Genomic DNA, 14,701 nt, shown 5'->3' on the forward strand with positions numbered 1-14,701 from the left:
ATGAGTACGCGAATTCTCATAGCGGACGACGATCCGATACACCGCCGCAATCTTGAGGCGGCAATCCTGCGCATGGGCTACCGCACCCTTCTTGCCGATGGCGGTCTGTCCACGTTGGGTTTTATCAGCAGTCGCAAGGATATTAGCCTCATCCTCCTCGATCTGGCGATGCCGGACATGGATGGGTATACCGTGCTTGCGCGAATGCGGAATGCCAATATCAACATACCCGTGCTCGCGCTCGTTCAGAACGAGGACATGCAAAAGGCGATGCGGGCGATAAAGCTCGGTGCCGCCGACTTCGTGACAAAACCGGTTGCCTTCGAGCGCCTCCAGATTTCGGTGGCCAATGCCTTCAAGCTGGATGCACTGACGCATGAGGTCAAACGAACCCGCTCGTCTCTGAAGACGCATATTCTGCTTTCCGATATGGTCACGAAAAGCCCGGAAATGGGAAAAGTAGCCATTCTTGCGCGCCGGGTTACTGCTCTTGATACGCCGCTTCTGATCGAAGGCGAGGTGGGAACGGGCAAGGAAACCCTGGCACGGGCCATTTGTTGTGGCGGCGCTCGCTGGCAGGCTCCGTTCGTTTCGGTCGATTGCCGCTCGCTTACGCCGGAAAATGCCGAGGAAGAATTGTTCGGCCAGTCCGTGCCATCAAGCTGCGCAACGCGCGACAGCGATCCGATAAAGATTGCCGGAAAACTGGTGGGAGCCCATGGCGGAATCTTGTTCCTCGACGAGGTCGGGGAACTGCCCTATCGCGTTCAGCTTCGTCTGTTCAAGGCAATACAAGCGGATCCGGTATCGGCTCTATCGGATGCGCGCATCATCGCATCAAGCAGTTGTTGCGTGTTTGATCTGGTTCAAATGGGCCGTTTTCATGCTGGATTATATCATTGGCTCGCGTCTTATTTGATAAAGATACCTTCCTTACGCAACCGCATTGAAGATATCCCCATTCTGGCGCACCGTTTCATGGTGCATTTCGCCGGCGAGGAACGTCTGGGCCATATAACGGGAATCAAGCCTTTTGCGCTGGAGCTTCTCAAAAACTACAACTGGCCAGGCAATGTGCGCGAGTTGAAAAATACAATCTTTCAGGCGGTTCTCCTGTGTGAAGAGAACGCACTGTCGGCACGCGATTTTCGCCATGCCGGACTGGATGCGGGCTTGCACTATGCGGGTGCGGCTTATGGCGGGCAGCATGCGGACGAACGGGCGAACGGGGCCGGAGGCGTGCCGCTGGCCGGTGAGCATGTCCGGCATGGATCGTTCAGCGGCGTTGATACCGATGGCGAGGTCAGGACATTGGCGGCTGCGGAAGAAGAAATGATCCGCTTCGCGATCTCCCATTATGACGGCCAGATCAGTGAAGTGGCGCGGCGGCTGGGCATTGGCAGGACTACGCTTTACCGCAAGCTCAAAGATTATGGCATCGATGTGGCATCTATCGCAGGCAAGGGGCGGAGCGAGGGCGAAGACCGTTGCACTCCGGTTCCGGGGCGCGTTTCCAACGGATAAAATCTATATAAGATATTGAAATAAAATGATTTCGGCGGAAACCCTGTTCTCTTTGGCAGTGTGTTAGCACTACGAAAGATTGTTAATAATTTTTTCACCATAATGAAAATAGATGCACCTGTGTGGCTTTCTTGCCATGGTGTTTCCGCATTTGGTGTTCACTAAGCGTCCATTAACCATTAAATCGGACAATCGGAGTTCAAGCATATTCTGATGCATGATCTCTGACGAGGCCCTCGGGCAGATAACGGTAAAGCGAGACGATTCTAATGAGCAGCATATCGACCCTAAAAGCGCGGTTTGCAAAAATCAGGACTGGAATGTCCGTCTCCCTTGGCCGAATCCGAGCCTGTGCCACCGCATCGCTTGTTGCGGCGGTGGCCGTAACAGCACTCTCGCCGTCGCAGGCGGCTGCCGAAACCCGCTCGCTCAAGCTCTATTATGTTCATACCGGCGAGAAGGCTGAAATCGCCTTTAAAAAGAACGGGCGGTTTCTTCCCGACGGGCTGAAGCGTCTCAACGTATTCCTGCGCGACTGGCGCCGCAACGAGCCGACGAAAATGGACCCGCGTCTTTTCGATCTGATCTGGCAGGTCTATCGCGCTACCGGCTCCAGCCAGCATATCACCGTCGTTTCCGCTTACCGCTCGCCTGCGACCAACAAGATGCTGCGTTCAAAGTCCAGCGGAGTCGCCAAGAATAGCCAGCATGTGCTGGGTCGCGCCATGGATTTCTTTATCCCCGGTGTCAAACTTGCCAAGCTGCGCAGCATCGGCATGCGTTACCAGATCGGCGGCGTCGGCTATTATCCGCGCTCCGGGTCGCCCTTCGTGCATATGGATGTCGGCAATGTGCGCTCCTGGCCGCGCATGAGTCGCCGTGAACTGCTGGCGCTGTTCCCCGATGGCAAAACCGTGCATATGCCAAGCGACGGCAAGCCCTTGCCTGGCTATAAGCAGGCGCTGGCCATGCTCGAGAAGCGCAAGTCCAGCGGTGGCGCGGTCATGATGGCCAGTAATTCGTCTTCTTCGCGTAAGAGCAAGACGCTGTTCGGAGCCTTGTTCGGCGGCGGGGCCGATGAAGAAGAAGATAATAATGATGCCGCACCTGCGAGGGTTCGCGCTGCACCAGCACGGCAGGCGCCAGCCGCCACTCCGCCTGCGCCGGTTCAACAGCCTGAAACCATGATCGCCGCGTTGCCAACGCGCGACGTGCCACGCCCGGTGGCGGCTCCGCGCCCGGAAGAGGCTGTCGAAGTTGCGCAGCAGATCACCGCAGCATCCCCCGAAACATCTATTGTCGCGCTCAATATTCCCGTACCGGCCAGCAAGCCGGCCATGGCAGCGCAGGATCCGGTCGCGCTGGCAAGTGCCGGGCAGCTTGCCGAGGAAACGGTAGCTGCCGCCGGTGCAACGCAGGTGGCGGATGCAGGCGCATCGCAGCTTCTGACTGGTTTTGTGCCGGTCCCGACGATCCGCCCGCAGCATGAGGCGGACAATATCCAGCTTGCCGCCGTGGCTGTTCCGTCCATAAGGCCTGATCACGGGGAGAGCAGGCAGCCCGATGCCCGCGACGCCATCGCTGAACTCGTCAACAAGGCGCAGGATGACACTCTGGTGGTTGCGGATGCGGGAGCAGCGGTTGCACAACCGGAGGAAGCCGCAGCCTTCCCATTGCCGAAACCTGCGCCTCGCGCCGACACCCGGCTTGCAATGCTTTCTCCCAAAGACGAAATCGGCGAACTGATCGGGCCGCCGGCGGATGACTACGATATGCAGCCTGTTGCGGCGGCTGCACCCGCAAAAGACGCGCCTGAAAAACCTGCTCCGGTAAAGACTGCTTCACTCGCCAGGGCCAGCCAGCCTTCGGTTAACCAGCAAACCGCTGCAGTCGGCAATGCAGTCAAGACAGGCGTGCGTACGACTGCCAAGGGTGCGCGCCATGTCGCTAGAACGCCTTCGCGTCCGCGACCCATGGTGCAGCCGGCGGTACTGCCAACTTCGGAAGTGGTTATGTCAACCGAATCGGTTGCGCACACAGTACCTGCGACGAATCCTAATCTGCGCAATGACGCGTTGCGTTCGGCTCCGACCATGGTCTACACGACTGGTTTCCAGCGAGGTGATCTGCCAGGTGAGCAGGCCAACCAATTCAGTGGCAGTGCGGTCACTTTCCTGGCGGTCGCCAAGTTTTCCGATGTGAACTGACAGGATTGAAAAAGGGGCCGTGATGGCCCCTTTTTTTCGCAAACTATTTCAAACCGGCAGCGTCACGGGCGAGGGCAGTAATGCCTTCCCAGTCTCCGGTCTCGACCAGTTCCTTGGGCGCGACCCACGATCCGCCGACGCAAATCACATTGGGCAGAGAAAGATAGGTCTTGGCATTGGCAAGGCTGATGCCGCCCGTTGGGCAGAAGATGGTTCCGGCCAGCGGTGAGGAAAGTGCTTTCAGGAAAGCTGCGCCGCCTGCCTGTTCGGCGGGGAAAAATTTCAGATGCGTATAGCCTTCATCGCGTAAGGAAAGCATTTCGCCCGGCGTAATGGCGGCTGGCAGAAGTGGCACATCGCTGTCATCGGCAGCGGCGAGGATGTTTCTGGTGACGCCGGGGCTGACGATAAAGCGTGAGCCTGCCTTGGCAGCATCTTCATAGTGCTTTGCGTTGAGGATCGTGCCTGCGCCGACGATGGCTTCCGGAACTTCTGCCGCGACCGCGCGAATGGCATCAAGCGCGGCTGCGGTGCGCAATGTGATCTCAATGGCGGGCAGACCGCCTTTTGCGAGCGCGCGCGCCAGCGGAACCGCGTGTTCGACCTTGTCGATCAGCAAAACCGGAATGACGGGCTGTCCTTGCAGGACGGGGACGAGAAGATCGGTTTTCTGCGGCATGGGAGGCTCGTTTGCTGGATGTTGAAAGGGTAAATCGGTTTAGAATGCCATCGGCCATTTGTCCACCGCCACAACCCGAAACGCCTTTGAGTGCGTCAAAACCGACGCACGGATGGATCACGCGGCGTGGGGTAAGCGGTTGAGGATACCGCTCCATCGCTGGAAAGCTGTAGCCATGCGGCTGTCATATCGATTGCGCGCAAAGGCCGGACCGTTATAGCGGCGGGCAAAGCTGCGCCAGTCCTGCGCCTGAAGAGCCTCTTTCAAGCCGGCCTTTTCGATGAATTGCAGCATTAGCCGCACCTGGCCGGAAACGGAGCCGCGTGCTTGCGTAACCAGATCGTCAACTCTGGCATAACCGAGCCATTCCCAGTGTGCGCCCATGACTTGCCCCAGTCCCCACGAGGTGGATTCGAGCGCGGCTTTGCGGTGGATATCCATGGCGCGGGACAGTAGAAGCCAGCGCCCGCTCTGTGATTTGGGATTGGGTATTTTTCCGGCTTCGGGTGCTGCCAGCCTGGCCTTGCGGGCATGATCGCGCAGACGGCCCGAAAGTCTGCGGTCGAAATAGTGCCCCTCAAACCGGATAGCCGGTTCCATATTGCCATCTATGTCGAACAGGGCGCGACCGCCGCTTTCCACTTCGGCTACGGCCAGCAGGGCTGCGGGCTCGATGGCTGAATCGACCGCCATGGCGATCAAGGCATTGCGGGTCTCATTATCGAACATTATTTCTCCTTTCGTAAATGCTCGTCGAAACCCGATTATCGGCGCTCTCGCGAAGCGGGGGATAATATAAAGCCCGAGTGGCGATTGAACTTTTTCAAGGTGTGATGCGCCAGCGTCTTGGCGCCTTGGTATAATTGACTTGAATTTGCCACTTGGGCGGAATAGTTCGGGCGTAAGTTTGCAAGAGATGGAACCGATGAGTAACCTGCCTTTTACCGTTGCCGCCCTTTATTGCTTTGCGCGGCTGCCGCAATATGAAAGCCTGCGCGAGCCGCTGGCGAAACTTTGCTGCGCCAATGGCATCAAGGGAACGTTGCTGCTTGCCGTCGAAGGGATTAACGGCACGGTAGCGGGAACGGCGCAGGCAATTGAAAAGCTCGCGGCCTATATCACCTCCATTCCGGAGCTTGCCGATCCGGAACTCAAATATTCCCATGCCAGCGAGATGCCGTTCCACCGCATGAAAGTGCGGCTGAAGCGCGAAATCGTCACCATGGGCGTCGAGGGGATCGATCCACTGAAAAGCGTCGGCACCTATGTCGCGTCGCAGGAATGGAATGCGTTGATTGCCGATGAGAATACGGTCGTGGTCGATACGCGCAACGATTATGAAGTGGCGATTGGCACTTTCGAGCGTGCGCTGGACCCGAACACCAAAACATTTCGCGAGTTTCCCGAATGGATCGAGCAGAACCGCGAAAAGCTTGCAGGCAAGAAAATTGCCATGTTCTGCACTGGCGGCATACGCTGCGAAAAGGCGACCGCCTTCGTCAAAGGGCTTGGCTTCGACGATGTTTACCATCTCAAGGGCGGCATCCTGAAATATCTTGAGGAAACGCCACCGGAAAACAGCCTCTGGAACGGCGAATGTTTCGTCTTCGATGAGCGCGTGGCCGTGGGGCATGGCTTGATCGAAAGCGATATCGAACTTTGCCGCGCCTGCCGCCGCCCGATTAGGGCGGAAGATAAGTTGTCGCAGTTTTATGAGGAAGGCGTTTCCTGTGCAGGCTGCTACGAGGAGCGCACGCCGGAAGACCGTGCCCGTTATGCCGAACGGCAGAAACAGGTGAAGCTCGCGCAAAAACGCGGAAACCATAAGCATATCGGAAGCTGAACGCTCTTATCTTTGTTTCGACGCATTATCCAGACACAAAACTGCTACGCACTTTTGCTGGAAATGCTCTAGCCAAAGCAGCCGGGCCGGATTATCGTGACCGCGTTTTCGGAACGATCTGGATTCGTTACGCAAATTCTGGGCGGCTTGCATGGACGCCCCTGTTAGCCAAGGGTCTGACGGCATCCGGGTCGCGTTTGCCTCCATCATGCCCATCATCGCAGGTAATAACGCCGGATCTTTCCGGCGGATGATGGTGTTTGTCCGCAATTCGCGGACGAGATGGAGGACAAGATGAAGAAATTAGTCGCAGCCTTTCTCGTGCTGATAGCCACAACTGGCGTTACGGTCGCTTACGCTGCCGAAAAAGTTACGGTTTTTGCTGCTGCCAGCATGAAAGACGTGATTGAGGAAACTGCCCGGCAGTTCAAGGTCAGGGACGGCATGGAAGTCGTGGCGTCGTTTGCTTCCTCGTCTGTGCTCGCCAAGCAGATTGAAGCGGGTGCGCCAGCGCAGATTTTCATTTCCGCCGATCTCGACTGGATGGATTATCTCGACGGGCGCAATCTGATCGACAAGGATTCACGCAAGATTATCGCGGGCAATGCGCTGGTGATCGCAGCACAAAAGGATGCACTGCTGGGTGACACCAGAGAACTCTTGGGCGCTGGCCGCTTTGCCATGGGCGATCCGTCCAATGTTCCGGCAGGCAAATATGGCAAGGCCGCACTTGAAAAACTCGGTCTCTGGGGGGAGGTCGAAAAGAATGCCGTTTTCACGGAGAATGTCCGCGTGGCCTTGCAATATGTCAGCCGTGGCGAGGTGAAAGCCTCTATTGTCTATGCATCCGACCGTATGGCCGCGCCTGAACTCGTGGAAGCCTATCGCTTCCCGGCATCGAGCCATGCACCGATCCTTTATCCGGCGGCTCTGATAGCCGGCAATGAATCGGATGCCGCCAAGGCATTTCTCGATTTCCTTGAAAGCAATGCCGGACAGGCGGTCATCAAGGACAAGGGCTTTGTTGGAGCCGGGGAGGCCGCGCAATAATGATGGAAGCAGGTGCCTGGCAGATTGTTTTACTGTCGCTACGCATTGCCGGAGTGGCTATCGTCATCACTCTGCCAGTTGCCTTTCTCGTGGCGTGGGTGCTGGCCCGGTTTGAATTTCCAGGCAAGTCGCTCATGCAGGCCATCGTCACCATGCCTCTGGTGCTGCCGCCCGTCGTCACGGGCTACCTGCTTCTGGTTCTTTTTGGCGCGCGAGGAGCACTCGGTGCGCCGTTGCAGGAATGGCTGGGGCTTTCCTTCGCTTTTCGCTGGACAGGGGCAGCGCTGGCCGCTGGCATCATGGCCTTTCCGCTGCTGGTTCGCCCCATCCGCCTTTCCATCGAGGGGCTGGATCGCGGGCTGGAGGAAGCGGCACGTACTTTGGGTGCGAGCCGGCTGGTTGCTTTCTGCACGGTGATATTGCCGCCTCTTCTGCCGGGAATTCTGGCCGGGGCGGTGCTTGGCTTTGCCAAGGCGCTGGGCGAGTTCGGCGCGACCATCACTTTCGTTTCCAATATTCCCGGCGAAACACAAACGCTTTCGCTGGCCATCTATGCGCTTTTGCAAACGCCTTCCGGCGATGCGGAAGCTTTCCGCCTGATCATCATTTCCGCAGCCATTTCCATCCTCGCGGTGGTGCTGTCCGAATGGTTGCAGCGCAAGCTCGCAGGAGAGGCAAAATGAGCGGTCTTGAGGTTTCCATCAAGGGCCGCAACGGCAAATTCGCCGTCGAAGCCGATTTTGCCGCCGATTGGGGCGTGACGGCCCTCTTCGGCCATTCGGGCGCTGGCAAGACCACCATTCTTAAAATGATTGCAGGCACGCTGCGTCCTGAAAGCGGGCGCATCGCGGTGGGCGATTTAACGCTTTTCAACGCACAGAAGAATATCAATCTGCCACCCGAAAAACGCCGTATCGGCTATGTCTTTCAGGAAGCGCGGCTGTTCCCTCATATGAATGTCAAAAGCAATCTTGCCTATGCGCGCTGGGCGGGACGGCGCGAGACGAGGCGCGATTTTGGCGAAGTGGTGGAATTGCTTGGCATCGAACATCTGCTCGACCGGCGTCCGTCGACGCTTTCGGGCGGCGAGCGCCAGCGTGTTGCCATCGGGCGCGCGCTTTTGTCCGATCCTGCGCTTTTACTGCTCGATGAGCCGCTGTCATCGCTTGATCACGCACGGCGGCAGGAAATATTGCCCTTCATCGAGCGGCTGCGCGATGAAAGCCATGTGCCGATTGTCTATGTGAGCCACGAAATCGATGAGGTTGCACGGCTTGCCGATGAAATTGTGCTGCTTTCAGACGGTAAGGTAGAGGCCAGCGGGGCTGCGGCGGAAATTTTTCCGCTGATCGATATGGATGGCGAAAGTGGCGGCGTTCTTCTGGAAGGCATGGTGCACGCCTATGATGTGCGTTATCAACTGGCGGAAGTCGATCTGGGCGGGGCGATTTTTCAGCTTGGCGATGCCGGGCTGCGCAAGGATATGCATGTGCGCCTGCGCGTGCGCGTGCGCGATGTTTCGATCGCCCGCAGCATGCCCGATGGGATCAGCATCCGTAATATTCTGCCCGTTACGATCCGGGGCGTTGAAATAGGGGAGGGACCGAACGCGCTGGTCATGCTTGATTTCAGGGGACGGCGGCTTGGCGCGCGCCTGATGCGGCGCTCCGTTGACGAACTTGCCCTGCATGAAGGTGAGGAGGTCTTTGCGCTGGTCAAGGCAGTATCGGTGGACCGTGCCGCCATAAGAGAAGGCTGAGAAGCAAAACTTTCGGTTTCCGTACACGCAATTTTATGCTCATGTCCTCGGCTGTATGGGAGAGCAGACATGAGTGATTTGGGCAATTGGACGCCGCGCCCCAGGCCGGAACGCAAAGCGCTGGAAGGCCGTTATGTGCGGCTGGAGCCGCTGGATGCGGGCAAGCATGGCGACGGTCTTTTTGCGGCTTCTTCGGTAGCGGATGCAGATCAGCGCTTCGCCTGGCTGTTCGAGTTCGCCCCCACAACGCGCGCGGAATTCGATCCGTGGCTGGAGAAGGCCGCTGCCAGTGACGACCCGCTGTTTTTCACTGTCATTGACAAGGCGAGCGGCAAGGTCGCGGGCCGTCAGGCATTGATGCGCATCGATCCGGCCAATGGCGTTATCGAGATCGGAAGCATTTATTGGGGTCCGCTCATTTCGCGCAAAGCCGCTGCTACCGAAGCGCAATTCCTGTTCATGCAGTATATTTTCGACGAGTTGGGCTATCGCCGCTATGAATGGAAGTGCCATAATGACAATGCGCCTTCCAGAAGGGCGGCGGAGCGTTTCGGTTTTCAGTCCGAGGGTGTTTTTCGCCAGCATATGGTGGCCAAGGGCCAAAACCGCGACACAGCATGGTTTTCCATCATCGACAGCGAATGGCCTGCGTTGAAGAAAGCCTATCAGGGATGGCTTGCGCCGGAAAACTTCGCCGCCGACGGGCAACAGATCAAGCGGCTTGAGGAATTTCGCCCCCATGACTGAAACGAAAAAAAGCAGCAATGCGGCGCTGGCCGCAATCATTATCCTGTTGGGCTTTGGTTTGCTGGCCTATTTCCTTCCGACGATCATGCTGGCGCTTGGCGGCTATTCACAAACGCTTGCCATAGTCTTCCCCATTGTCTTTGTACTTGGCTTTTTCGCTGTTTTCTGGCTACGCGCGCGTAGCCAGAAGAAAAAACGAGATTAGAAGCTCAATGCCGCACTGAGCAGCAATGCGCCAGTCAACGTGATGAAAAGGGCTGCGGCAACCTCGATCCCCGCTTTGAGCCTGCCGGAAGTGGTGCTGCGTCCCGCAAGGCGCAGTGCTGTATTCTTGGCCGTGACCGCGAGTGTGGCGAGGGCTGCTACCGTAATGAATGTTCCGAAAGCCATCGCGAAGGTCGAGAGCAGGCCGCCAAGCAGAAGGCCATTCAGCAGGGAAAAGGTCAATACGATCAGCGCGCCGGAGCAGGGCCGCAGGCCGACCGATAAAATGGCCGACCATGCCGTCTGCCAGTTGAAATCCCCTGACAGGGCGGATGGATCGGCAATATGTGCATTGCCGCAGGCCGCGCAGACATCGCCATTACCGATGAATATATGGTCTGACGTTTCGACCGCTGGCTTGTAATTGAGCCGAGGTGTGCCGGGAGCAGCGGCGCGCGTGGATTGTGAAATACTGCTTTCTCCGACCGCATCTTGCCAGTTCATGGCGGCAAAAGCCGGTGTGGGTGATTGGGGTGCGGCGAACAATGCCGAGGCAGCACCATCAGTTTGCTGCTTTTTGAATAGCAGCGGCAATTTGCGCGCAAGCAGCCAGAGACCGAAAAACAGCACCAAGGCAAAGCTTGCGATTTCCATATAGCGCGCGGTCTGGTTCATCGAAATGCCAGTGCCGCGCAGGACAAACCATGCAAGGCCAACCACGGCAACCGCGACGATGGCCTGCAACATGGAGGAGACGAAAGACAGGACGATACCACGGCGCAGCGCTGTCTCATTGGCGATCATATATGAGGATATGACGGCCTTGCCGTGACCAGGGCCGGCAGCATGGAAAACTCCGTAAATGAACGACAGGCCGACCAATACCGATGCCTGCCAGGGATCTTCGCGCATTGCCTTGAGCGCGCTCGTCATGGCGAGGTAGAAGCTGCGCTGCTGTTCGTTGATCCACAGGATGAGATGGGCGAACGGGCCGGTCGGCTTCATCGCCACTTCATTGGCTCCGATGCCGAGCGACGATTGCGCCAGGGCATTGGCGGCCAGCATCACAAGGCAGGTAGTTAAAATGAAACAGGCCGGTCTTCTCATTAGTCCGTCTATCCTTTGGCTGCGCAGTTTATCTCCAGGCGCGTGGCGAAAATTTTCGACATGTCATTGCCGGTGGGATCGTTGAAAAACGCTTCCGTCAGCGTGCTCTGGTTCTGCGCAATGACTTCATCGGGATTGGGGCGCACCACTATCGACGCGCATTGCTTCGGCAATCCGGTGACCACCATTTCGCTGTCATTCACATAGTCGATAGCGGTGTAGAAGGTTGGATCGTAAACCCCGAAACTGACCGTATGGCCGGGTTCGAGCTTCAGCGGCTTCTCCGGTTTGCTGGAGAAGACGATCAGCAGATGGTTGTCGATGAAGTCCGCAGCCAGATCATTGGGGCGAGCCATTTTCACATCCTTGCCATCGACAAGCACGGTCTGGAAATATTTGAACTCGGCGATGGAACCGTTGATGACATGCGCAAGGTCATTCAACTCGTTGTTGTCGAGCTGCAAATCGCCGTTTTTGTCGAACTCCATGAGAACGGTCGAGGAAAAAATATCATCGAAACGCCAGACATGGGCGAGCTTTTCCACCGTGCCATCGGGAGCTATCGAAAGCTCAAGCCGGGCTTCGGCGAAAACATGCGGATGCGCTTTGACCGCTACCGGGAGAAACGCTGCCAAAGAACAGCAAAGCCGTATGAAAATATTTTTTAGTCGTGAAGGCGAATTCAGCATGCAGCCGGTCCCGAAATAACAGGTCTCAAGCCATAGGCGCGAAGGCGGCGAAAGTGGGGCCTTCAGGCAGGTGACTCGATCTTTTCTCTTTCCTTGAACCATCTTGCGAGGAAATCGACCAGAGCGCGGGTTTTGGCGGGCAGGTAGCGGCGATGGGGATAAACCACATAGATGCCGCCGTCTTTCACGGTGAATTCATCCAGGCAGGCGACCAGCCGGCCGCGCTCGATTTCTTCCTCGGCGATGAAGCCGGGCAGGGAACAAAAGCCCAGTCCGGCAATAGCCGCCTGCTTGGTGGCGACGGGGCTGTTGATCTCGATGGGGCCGCGCACATTGACCGTCATCATTGAACCGTCGCTATTGCGAAAATGCCAGTTATTGCGCGAGCGTGAATTGGTATCGATGATGCATGGCTTATCGGACAGTTCTTCAGGGCGTTCCGGCTTTCCGACCCGATCGATCAGTTCCGGCGCGCCGCAAAGCACGGAATGAAACGGCGCAAGTCGTTTGGCGATCAATGACGAATCCTGCAAGCGCGTTATGCGGATCGCCAGATCGAAGCCTTCTTCGACCAGATCGACAAAGCGGTCGTCCAGCCGCACATCAAGCACGATTTCCGGATGGGCGAGACAAAAATCCACCAGCGACTGGCCGATGACGGCATCGGCGAAAGTGCGCGGCGCGGAGAGCTTCACACGGCCGCGCGCATTCGCACTGGTTTCGCTCACCGCATCCTGCAACGCATCAATATCGCGAATGATCTCGATGGCCCGGTGATAATAGGTGTGCCCCGCTTCGGTCAGCGAAAATTGTCGTGTGGTCCGGTTGAGAAGGCGCGCGCCAAGGTCGTCTTCCAGTTCGCGTACATATTTGGAAAGCAGTGCCTTCGAGCGCCCAATTTTGCGCGCCGCAGCAGAAAAGCCTTCCGCTTCGACCACGTCGATGAATGCGCGCATGCGTGTCAGAGTGTCCATGGCCCAGCCTTGTGTATGGGTGAGAATATTTCGGGTGAAAAGTGATTCGGAAGAAGCGAGTGAAATGCCAAAGCCAAGGCGCTTTCCAGCCGCGTCGCAAATACGCTTGATGGCCATGACAGTGCCTTTGATGATTGTGTCTGCAATGATCGCAGGGATTGTTCAGCCATCATGGCGAAGGCGCTATAGGGATCAGGCTGGTTCATTGTTCACGACTTACCGGACATTTCAGCGTTTATGGCGAATGAGAGTGGAAACTGTTTCATTTATGATGAACAATGGCAAGCACACTGTTTCGAAAGGTTACTCAAGAAATAAATTCGCGCTGGTCCAAATTTATCATTGAATGGGCATGGATTTCCGCTTATATGGCCCTTGCCCAAAGTCGCACGTGCCTGTGGGTGTCCGCCGATCCTCGAATGGTGAGGAATTCGGTATGGTACCTGGACCTAACCGCTCCAGTCGATCTGATGGCCAACCGCCAGATCGAGGACATCTTGAAGCAACGACGGTGCGGGCCTTTCTGGTGTCTTCCGGCTGTCCAAAAGCCGGGATTACTGAAGAGGCACACCTTCATTGCCGGCAGTGCGGATGCGGTTCTCCAATTCCAATCCAAGGCAGACAAAGCGGAATGACGCGAATGGAGCGTCGTTCCACCGCCGCATGTGTTTTCGCGTGATCTCAGCATCTCCAAAGGCTGGCCTCACGGCGAGGGCGTTCATGCACACTTTGTCCCCTTAGAGGCGGCTATGACAAGCCGTGTGGGAGAACGACCATGGCAACGCAGCGTATTATCGACTTTCTCAACACTCGCCGTCCGGATGGCCCTTGCCTCATCGTCGATACCGATGTCGTGCGCGAGAACTATCAGAGCTTTGAAAAGGCTCTGCCCTATTCGCGCATTTTCTATGCGGTGAAGGCAAATCCCGCGCCGGAAATTCTGCGCTTGCTCGCCTCGCTTGGTTCCTGCTTCGACACGGCTTCTGTGGCTGAAATCGAAATGGCGCTGGAAGCGGGCGCGACGCCTGAGCGCATCTCCTATGGCAACACCATCAAGAAGGAGCGCGATATCGCGCGCGCTTTCGAACTGGGTATCCGCCTTTATGCAGTCGATTGCGTGGAAGAAGTCGAAAAGATCGCCCGTGCCGCCCCCGGTGCCCGCGTGTTCTGCCGCGTATTGACCGATGGCGAAGGCGCCGAATGGCCGCTGTCGCGCAAGTTCGGCTGCGTGCCTGCCATGGCCATCGATGTGCTGCGTTATGCAAAATCGCTCGGTCTCGATTCTTACGGCGTGTCGTTCCATGTCGGCTCGCAGCAGACGGACCTCAGCGCTTGGGATCGCGCGCTGGGCGACGCTGCTTCCGTGTTCCGTACCCTTGCCGACGAAGGCATTGTGCTGCGCATGGTCAATATGGGCGGTGGCTTCCCAACCCGTTATCTCAAGGATGTACCGACCGCACAGGCCTATGGCATGGCGATCTTCGATGCACTGTCCAAGCATTTCGGCAACCGCATTCCGGAAACCATCATCGAGCCGGGCCGCGGCATGGTCGGCAATGCTGGCGTCATCAAGACGGAAGTCGTGCTGGTTTCGCGCAAGGCGGACAATGACAATGTGCGTTGGGTCTATCTCGACATCGGCAAATTCGGCGGTCTTGCCGAGACAATGGATGAGGCGATCCGCTACCAGATTGTTACCCCGCATGATGGCGGCGAAACCGAGCCTTGCGTTCTGGCTGGCCCGACCTGCGACAGCGCGGACGTTCTTTATGAAAAGACGCCCTATCCGCTGCCGATCTCGCTGACGATTGGCGATGAACTGCTCATTGAAGGCACCGGCGCCTATACCACTACCTATTCGGCGGTGGCGTTCAATGGGTTTGAGCCGCTCCGATCCTACGTCATCTGATCTTTTCGT

14 protein-coding genes are annotated in these 14,701 nt (G+C 57.2%); 9 read left to right on the top strand and 5 right to left on the bottom strand.

Features of this window, described 5'->3' with window-relative positions; all coding sequences use genetic code 11:
- Together KUG47_RS12360 and KUG47_RS12365 are read left to right on the top strand one after the other, a co-directional pair.
- Complete coding sequence (locus tag KUG47_RS12360; protein WP_217678282.1) at positions 1 to 1,524, top strand: sigma-54-dependent transcriptional regulator; 1,524 nt, start codon at positions 1 to 3, stop codon at positions 1,522 to 1,524.
- Between the two features lie 269 nt (positions 1,525 to 1,793).
- The gene (locus KUG47_RS12365) at positions 1,794 to 3,731 is read left to right on the top strand and encodes a peptidoglycan L,D-endopeptidase MepK (RefSeq protein ID WP_217678283.1); all 1,938 of its coding nucleotides are present in this window, start codon (positions 1,794 to 1,796) and stop codon (positions 3,729 to 3,731) included.
- A gap of 43 nt (positions 3,732 to 3,774) precedes the next feature.
- Here KUG47_RS12365 and KUG47_RS12370 read toward each other — a convergent pair whose 3' ends face one another.
- On the bottom strand, positions 3,775 to 4,410 hold the full coding sequence (locus KUG47_RS12370) for a 2-dehydro-3-deoxy-phosphogluconate aldolase (protein ID WP_217678284.1): 636 nt from the start codon (positions 4,408 to 4,410) through the stop codon (positions 3,775 to 3,777).
- A gap of 117 nt (positions 4,411 to 4,527) precedes the next feature.
- Positions 4,528 to 5,139 carry an N-acetylmuramidase family protein gene (locus tag KUG47_RS12375; protein WP_217678285.1) on the bottom strand — a complete coding sequence of 204 codons (612 nt, stop codon included), beginning with the start codon at positions 5,137 to 5,139 and terminating at the stop codon, positions 4,528 to 4,530.
- 196 nt (positions 5,140 to 5,335) lie between these two features.
- On the opposite strand from KUG47_RS12375, the gene trhO reads away from it, so the two are divergent.
- From trhO to KUG47_RS12405, 6 genes are all read left to right on the top strand, one after another.
- Complete coding sequence (gene trhO, locus KUG47_RS12380) at positions 5,336 to 6,253, top strand: oxygen-dependent tRNA uridine(34) hydroxylase TrhO (RefSeq protein WP_217678286.1); 918 nt, start codon at positions 5,336 to 5,338, stop codon at positions 6,251 to 6,253.
- Positions 6,254 to 6,547: 294 nt separating this feature from the next.
- A complete protein-coding gene (modA, locus tag KUG47_RS12385) occupies positions 6,548 to 7,303 on the top strand; it encodes a molybdate ABC transporter substrate-binding protein (protein WP_217678287.1) in 756 nt (251 codons plus the stop codon).
- Positions 7,303 to 7,986, top strand: a complete 684-nt coding sequence (modB, locus tag KUG47_RS12390) for a molybdate ABC transporter permease subunit (RefSeq protein ID WP_254799543.1) — start codon at positions 7,303 to 7,305, stop codon at positions 7,984 to 7,986. Before modA ends, modB begins: the two co-directional genes overlap by 1 nt.
- Positions 7,983 to 9,062 (top strand): molybdenum ABC transporter ATP-binding protein, encoded by a 1,080-nt coding sequence (gene modC / locus KUG47_RS12395; protein WP_217678288.1) that lies wholly within the window; start codon positions 7,983 to 7,985, stop codon positions 9,060 to 9,062. The genes modB and modC overlap by 4 nt, the downstream gene beginning before the upstream one ends.
- Before the next feature lie 69 nt (positions 9,063 to 9,131).
- Positions 9,132 to 9,809, top strand: a complete 678-nt coding sequence (locus KUG47_RS12400; RefSeq protein WP_217678289.1) for a GNAT family N-acetyltransferase — start codon at positions 9,132 to 9,134, stop codon at positions 9,807 to 9,809.
- Positions 9,802 to 10,014, top strand: a complete 213-nt coding sequence (locus KUG47_RS12405) for a hypothetical protein (protein WP_217678290.1) — start codon at positions 9,802 to 9,804, stop codon at positions 10,012 to 10,014. Before KUG47_RS12400 ends, KUG47_RS12405 begins: the two co-directional genes overlap by 8 nt.
- On the opposite strand, the gene KUG47_RS12410 is transcribed toward KUG47_RS12405, so the two are convergent.
- The 3 genes from KUG47_RS12410 to KUG47_RS12420 form a co-directional block, all read right to left on the bottom strand.
- Positions 10,011 to 11,120, bottom strand: coding sequence for a nickel/cobalt transporter (locus KUG47_RS12410; RefSeq protein WP_217678291.1), 1,110 nt, complete (start codon positions 11,118 to 11,120; stop codon positions 10,011 to 10,013). The two genes, KUG47_RS12405 and KUG47_RS12410, sit on opposite strands and share 4 nt — an antisense overlap.
- Before the next feature lie 8 nt (positions 11,121 to 11,128).
- Positions 11,129 to 11,809 (bottom strand): DUF1007 family protein, encoded by a 681-nt coding sequence (locus KUG47_RS12415; protein ID WP_217678292.1) that lies wholly within the window; start codon positions 11,807 to 11,809, stop codon positions 11,129 to 11,131.
- Between the two features lie 62 nt (positions 11,810 to 11,871).
- Complete coding sequence (locus KUG47_RS12420) at positions 11,872 to 12,783, bottom strand: LysR family transcriptional regulator (RefSeq protein WP_217678435.1); 912 nt, start codon at positions 12,781 to 12,783, stop codon at positions 11,872 to 11,874.
- A gap of 775 nt (positions 12,784 to 13,558) precedes the next feature.
- On the opposite strand from KUG47_RS12420, the gene odc2 reads away from it, so the two are divergent.
- Positions 13,559 to 14,692, top strand: a complete 1,134-nt coding sequence (gene odc2 / locus KUG47_RS12425) for an ornithine/lysine decarboxylase (protein WP_217678293.1) — start codon at positions 13,559 to 13,561, stop codon at positions 14,690 to 14,692.
- The last annotated feature ends 9 nt before the right edge of the window (positions 14,693 to 14,701 follow it).

Origin of the sequence: Falsochrobactrum tianjinense (genome assembly GCF_019100495.1) — a bacterium.
GTDB lineage: Bacteria > Pseudomonadota > Alphaproteobacteria > Rhizobiales > Rhizobiaceae > Brucella > Brucella tianjinense.

What these genes read in the sequence shown, in the direction of transcription:
- KUG47_RS12360 (WP_217678282.1), top strand. Translation starts at nt 1, where the DNA reads ATGAGTACGCGAATTCTCATAGCGGACGACGATCCGATACACCGCCGC.
- KUG47_RS12365 (WP_217678283.1), top strand. Translation starts at nt 1,794, where the DNA reads ATGAGCAGCATATCGACCCTAAAAGCGCGGTTTGCAAAAATCAGGACT.
- KUG47_RS12370 (WP_217678284.1), bottom strand. Translation starts at nt 4,410, where the DNA reads ATGCCGCAGAAAACCGATCTTCTCGTCCCCGTCCTGCAAGGACAGCCC.
- KUG47_RS12375 (WP_217678285.1), bottom strand. Translation starts at nt 5,139, where the DNA reads ATGTTCGATAATGAGACCCGCAATGCCTTGATCGCCATGGCGGTCGAT.
- trhO (WP_217678286.1), top strand. Translation starts at nt 5,336, where the DNA reads ATGAGTAACCTGCCTTTTACCGTTGCCGCCCTTTATTGCTTTGCGCGG.
- modA (WP_217678287.1), top strand. Translation starts at nt 6,548, where the DNA reads ATGAAGAAATTAGTCGCAGCCTTTCTCGTGCTGATAGCCACAACTGGC.
- modB (WP_254799543.1), top strand. Translation starts at nt 7,303, where the DNA reads ATGATGGAAGCAGGTGCCTGGCAGATTGTTTTACTGTCGCTACGCATT.
- modC (WP_217678288.1), top strand. Translation starts at nt 7,983, where the DNA reads ATGAGCGGTCTTGAGGTTTCCATCAAGGGCCGCAACGGCAAATTCGCC.
- KUG47_RS12400 (WP_217678289.1), top strand. Translation starts at nt 9,132, where the DNA reads ATGAGTGATTTGGGCAATTGGACGCCGCGCCCCAGGCCGGAACGCAAA.
- KUG47_RS12405 (WP_217678290.1), top strand. Translation starts at nt 9,802, where the DNA reads ATGACTGAAACGAAAAAAAGCAGCAATGCGGCGCTGGCCGCAATCATT.
- KUG47_RS12410 (WP_217678291.1), bottom strand. Translation starts at nt 11,120, where the DNA reads ATGAGAAGACCGGCCTGTTTCATTTTAACTACCTGCCTTGTGATGCTG.
- KUG47_RS12415 (WP_217678292.1), bottom strand. Translation starts at nt 11,809, where the DNA reads ATGCTGAATTCGCCTTCACGACTAAAAAATATTTTCATACGGCTTTGC.
- KUG47_RS12420 (WP_217678435.1), bottom strand. Translation starts at nt 12,783, where the DNA reads ATGGACACTCTGACACGCATGCGCGCATTCATCGACGTGGTCGAAGCG.
- odc2 (WP_217678293.1), top strand. Translation starts at nt 13,559, where the DNA reads ATGGCAACGCAGCGTATTATCGACTTTCTCAACACTCGCCGTCCGGAT.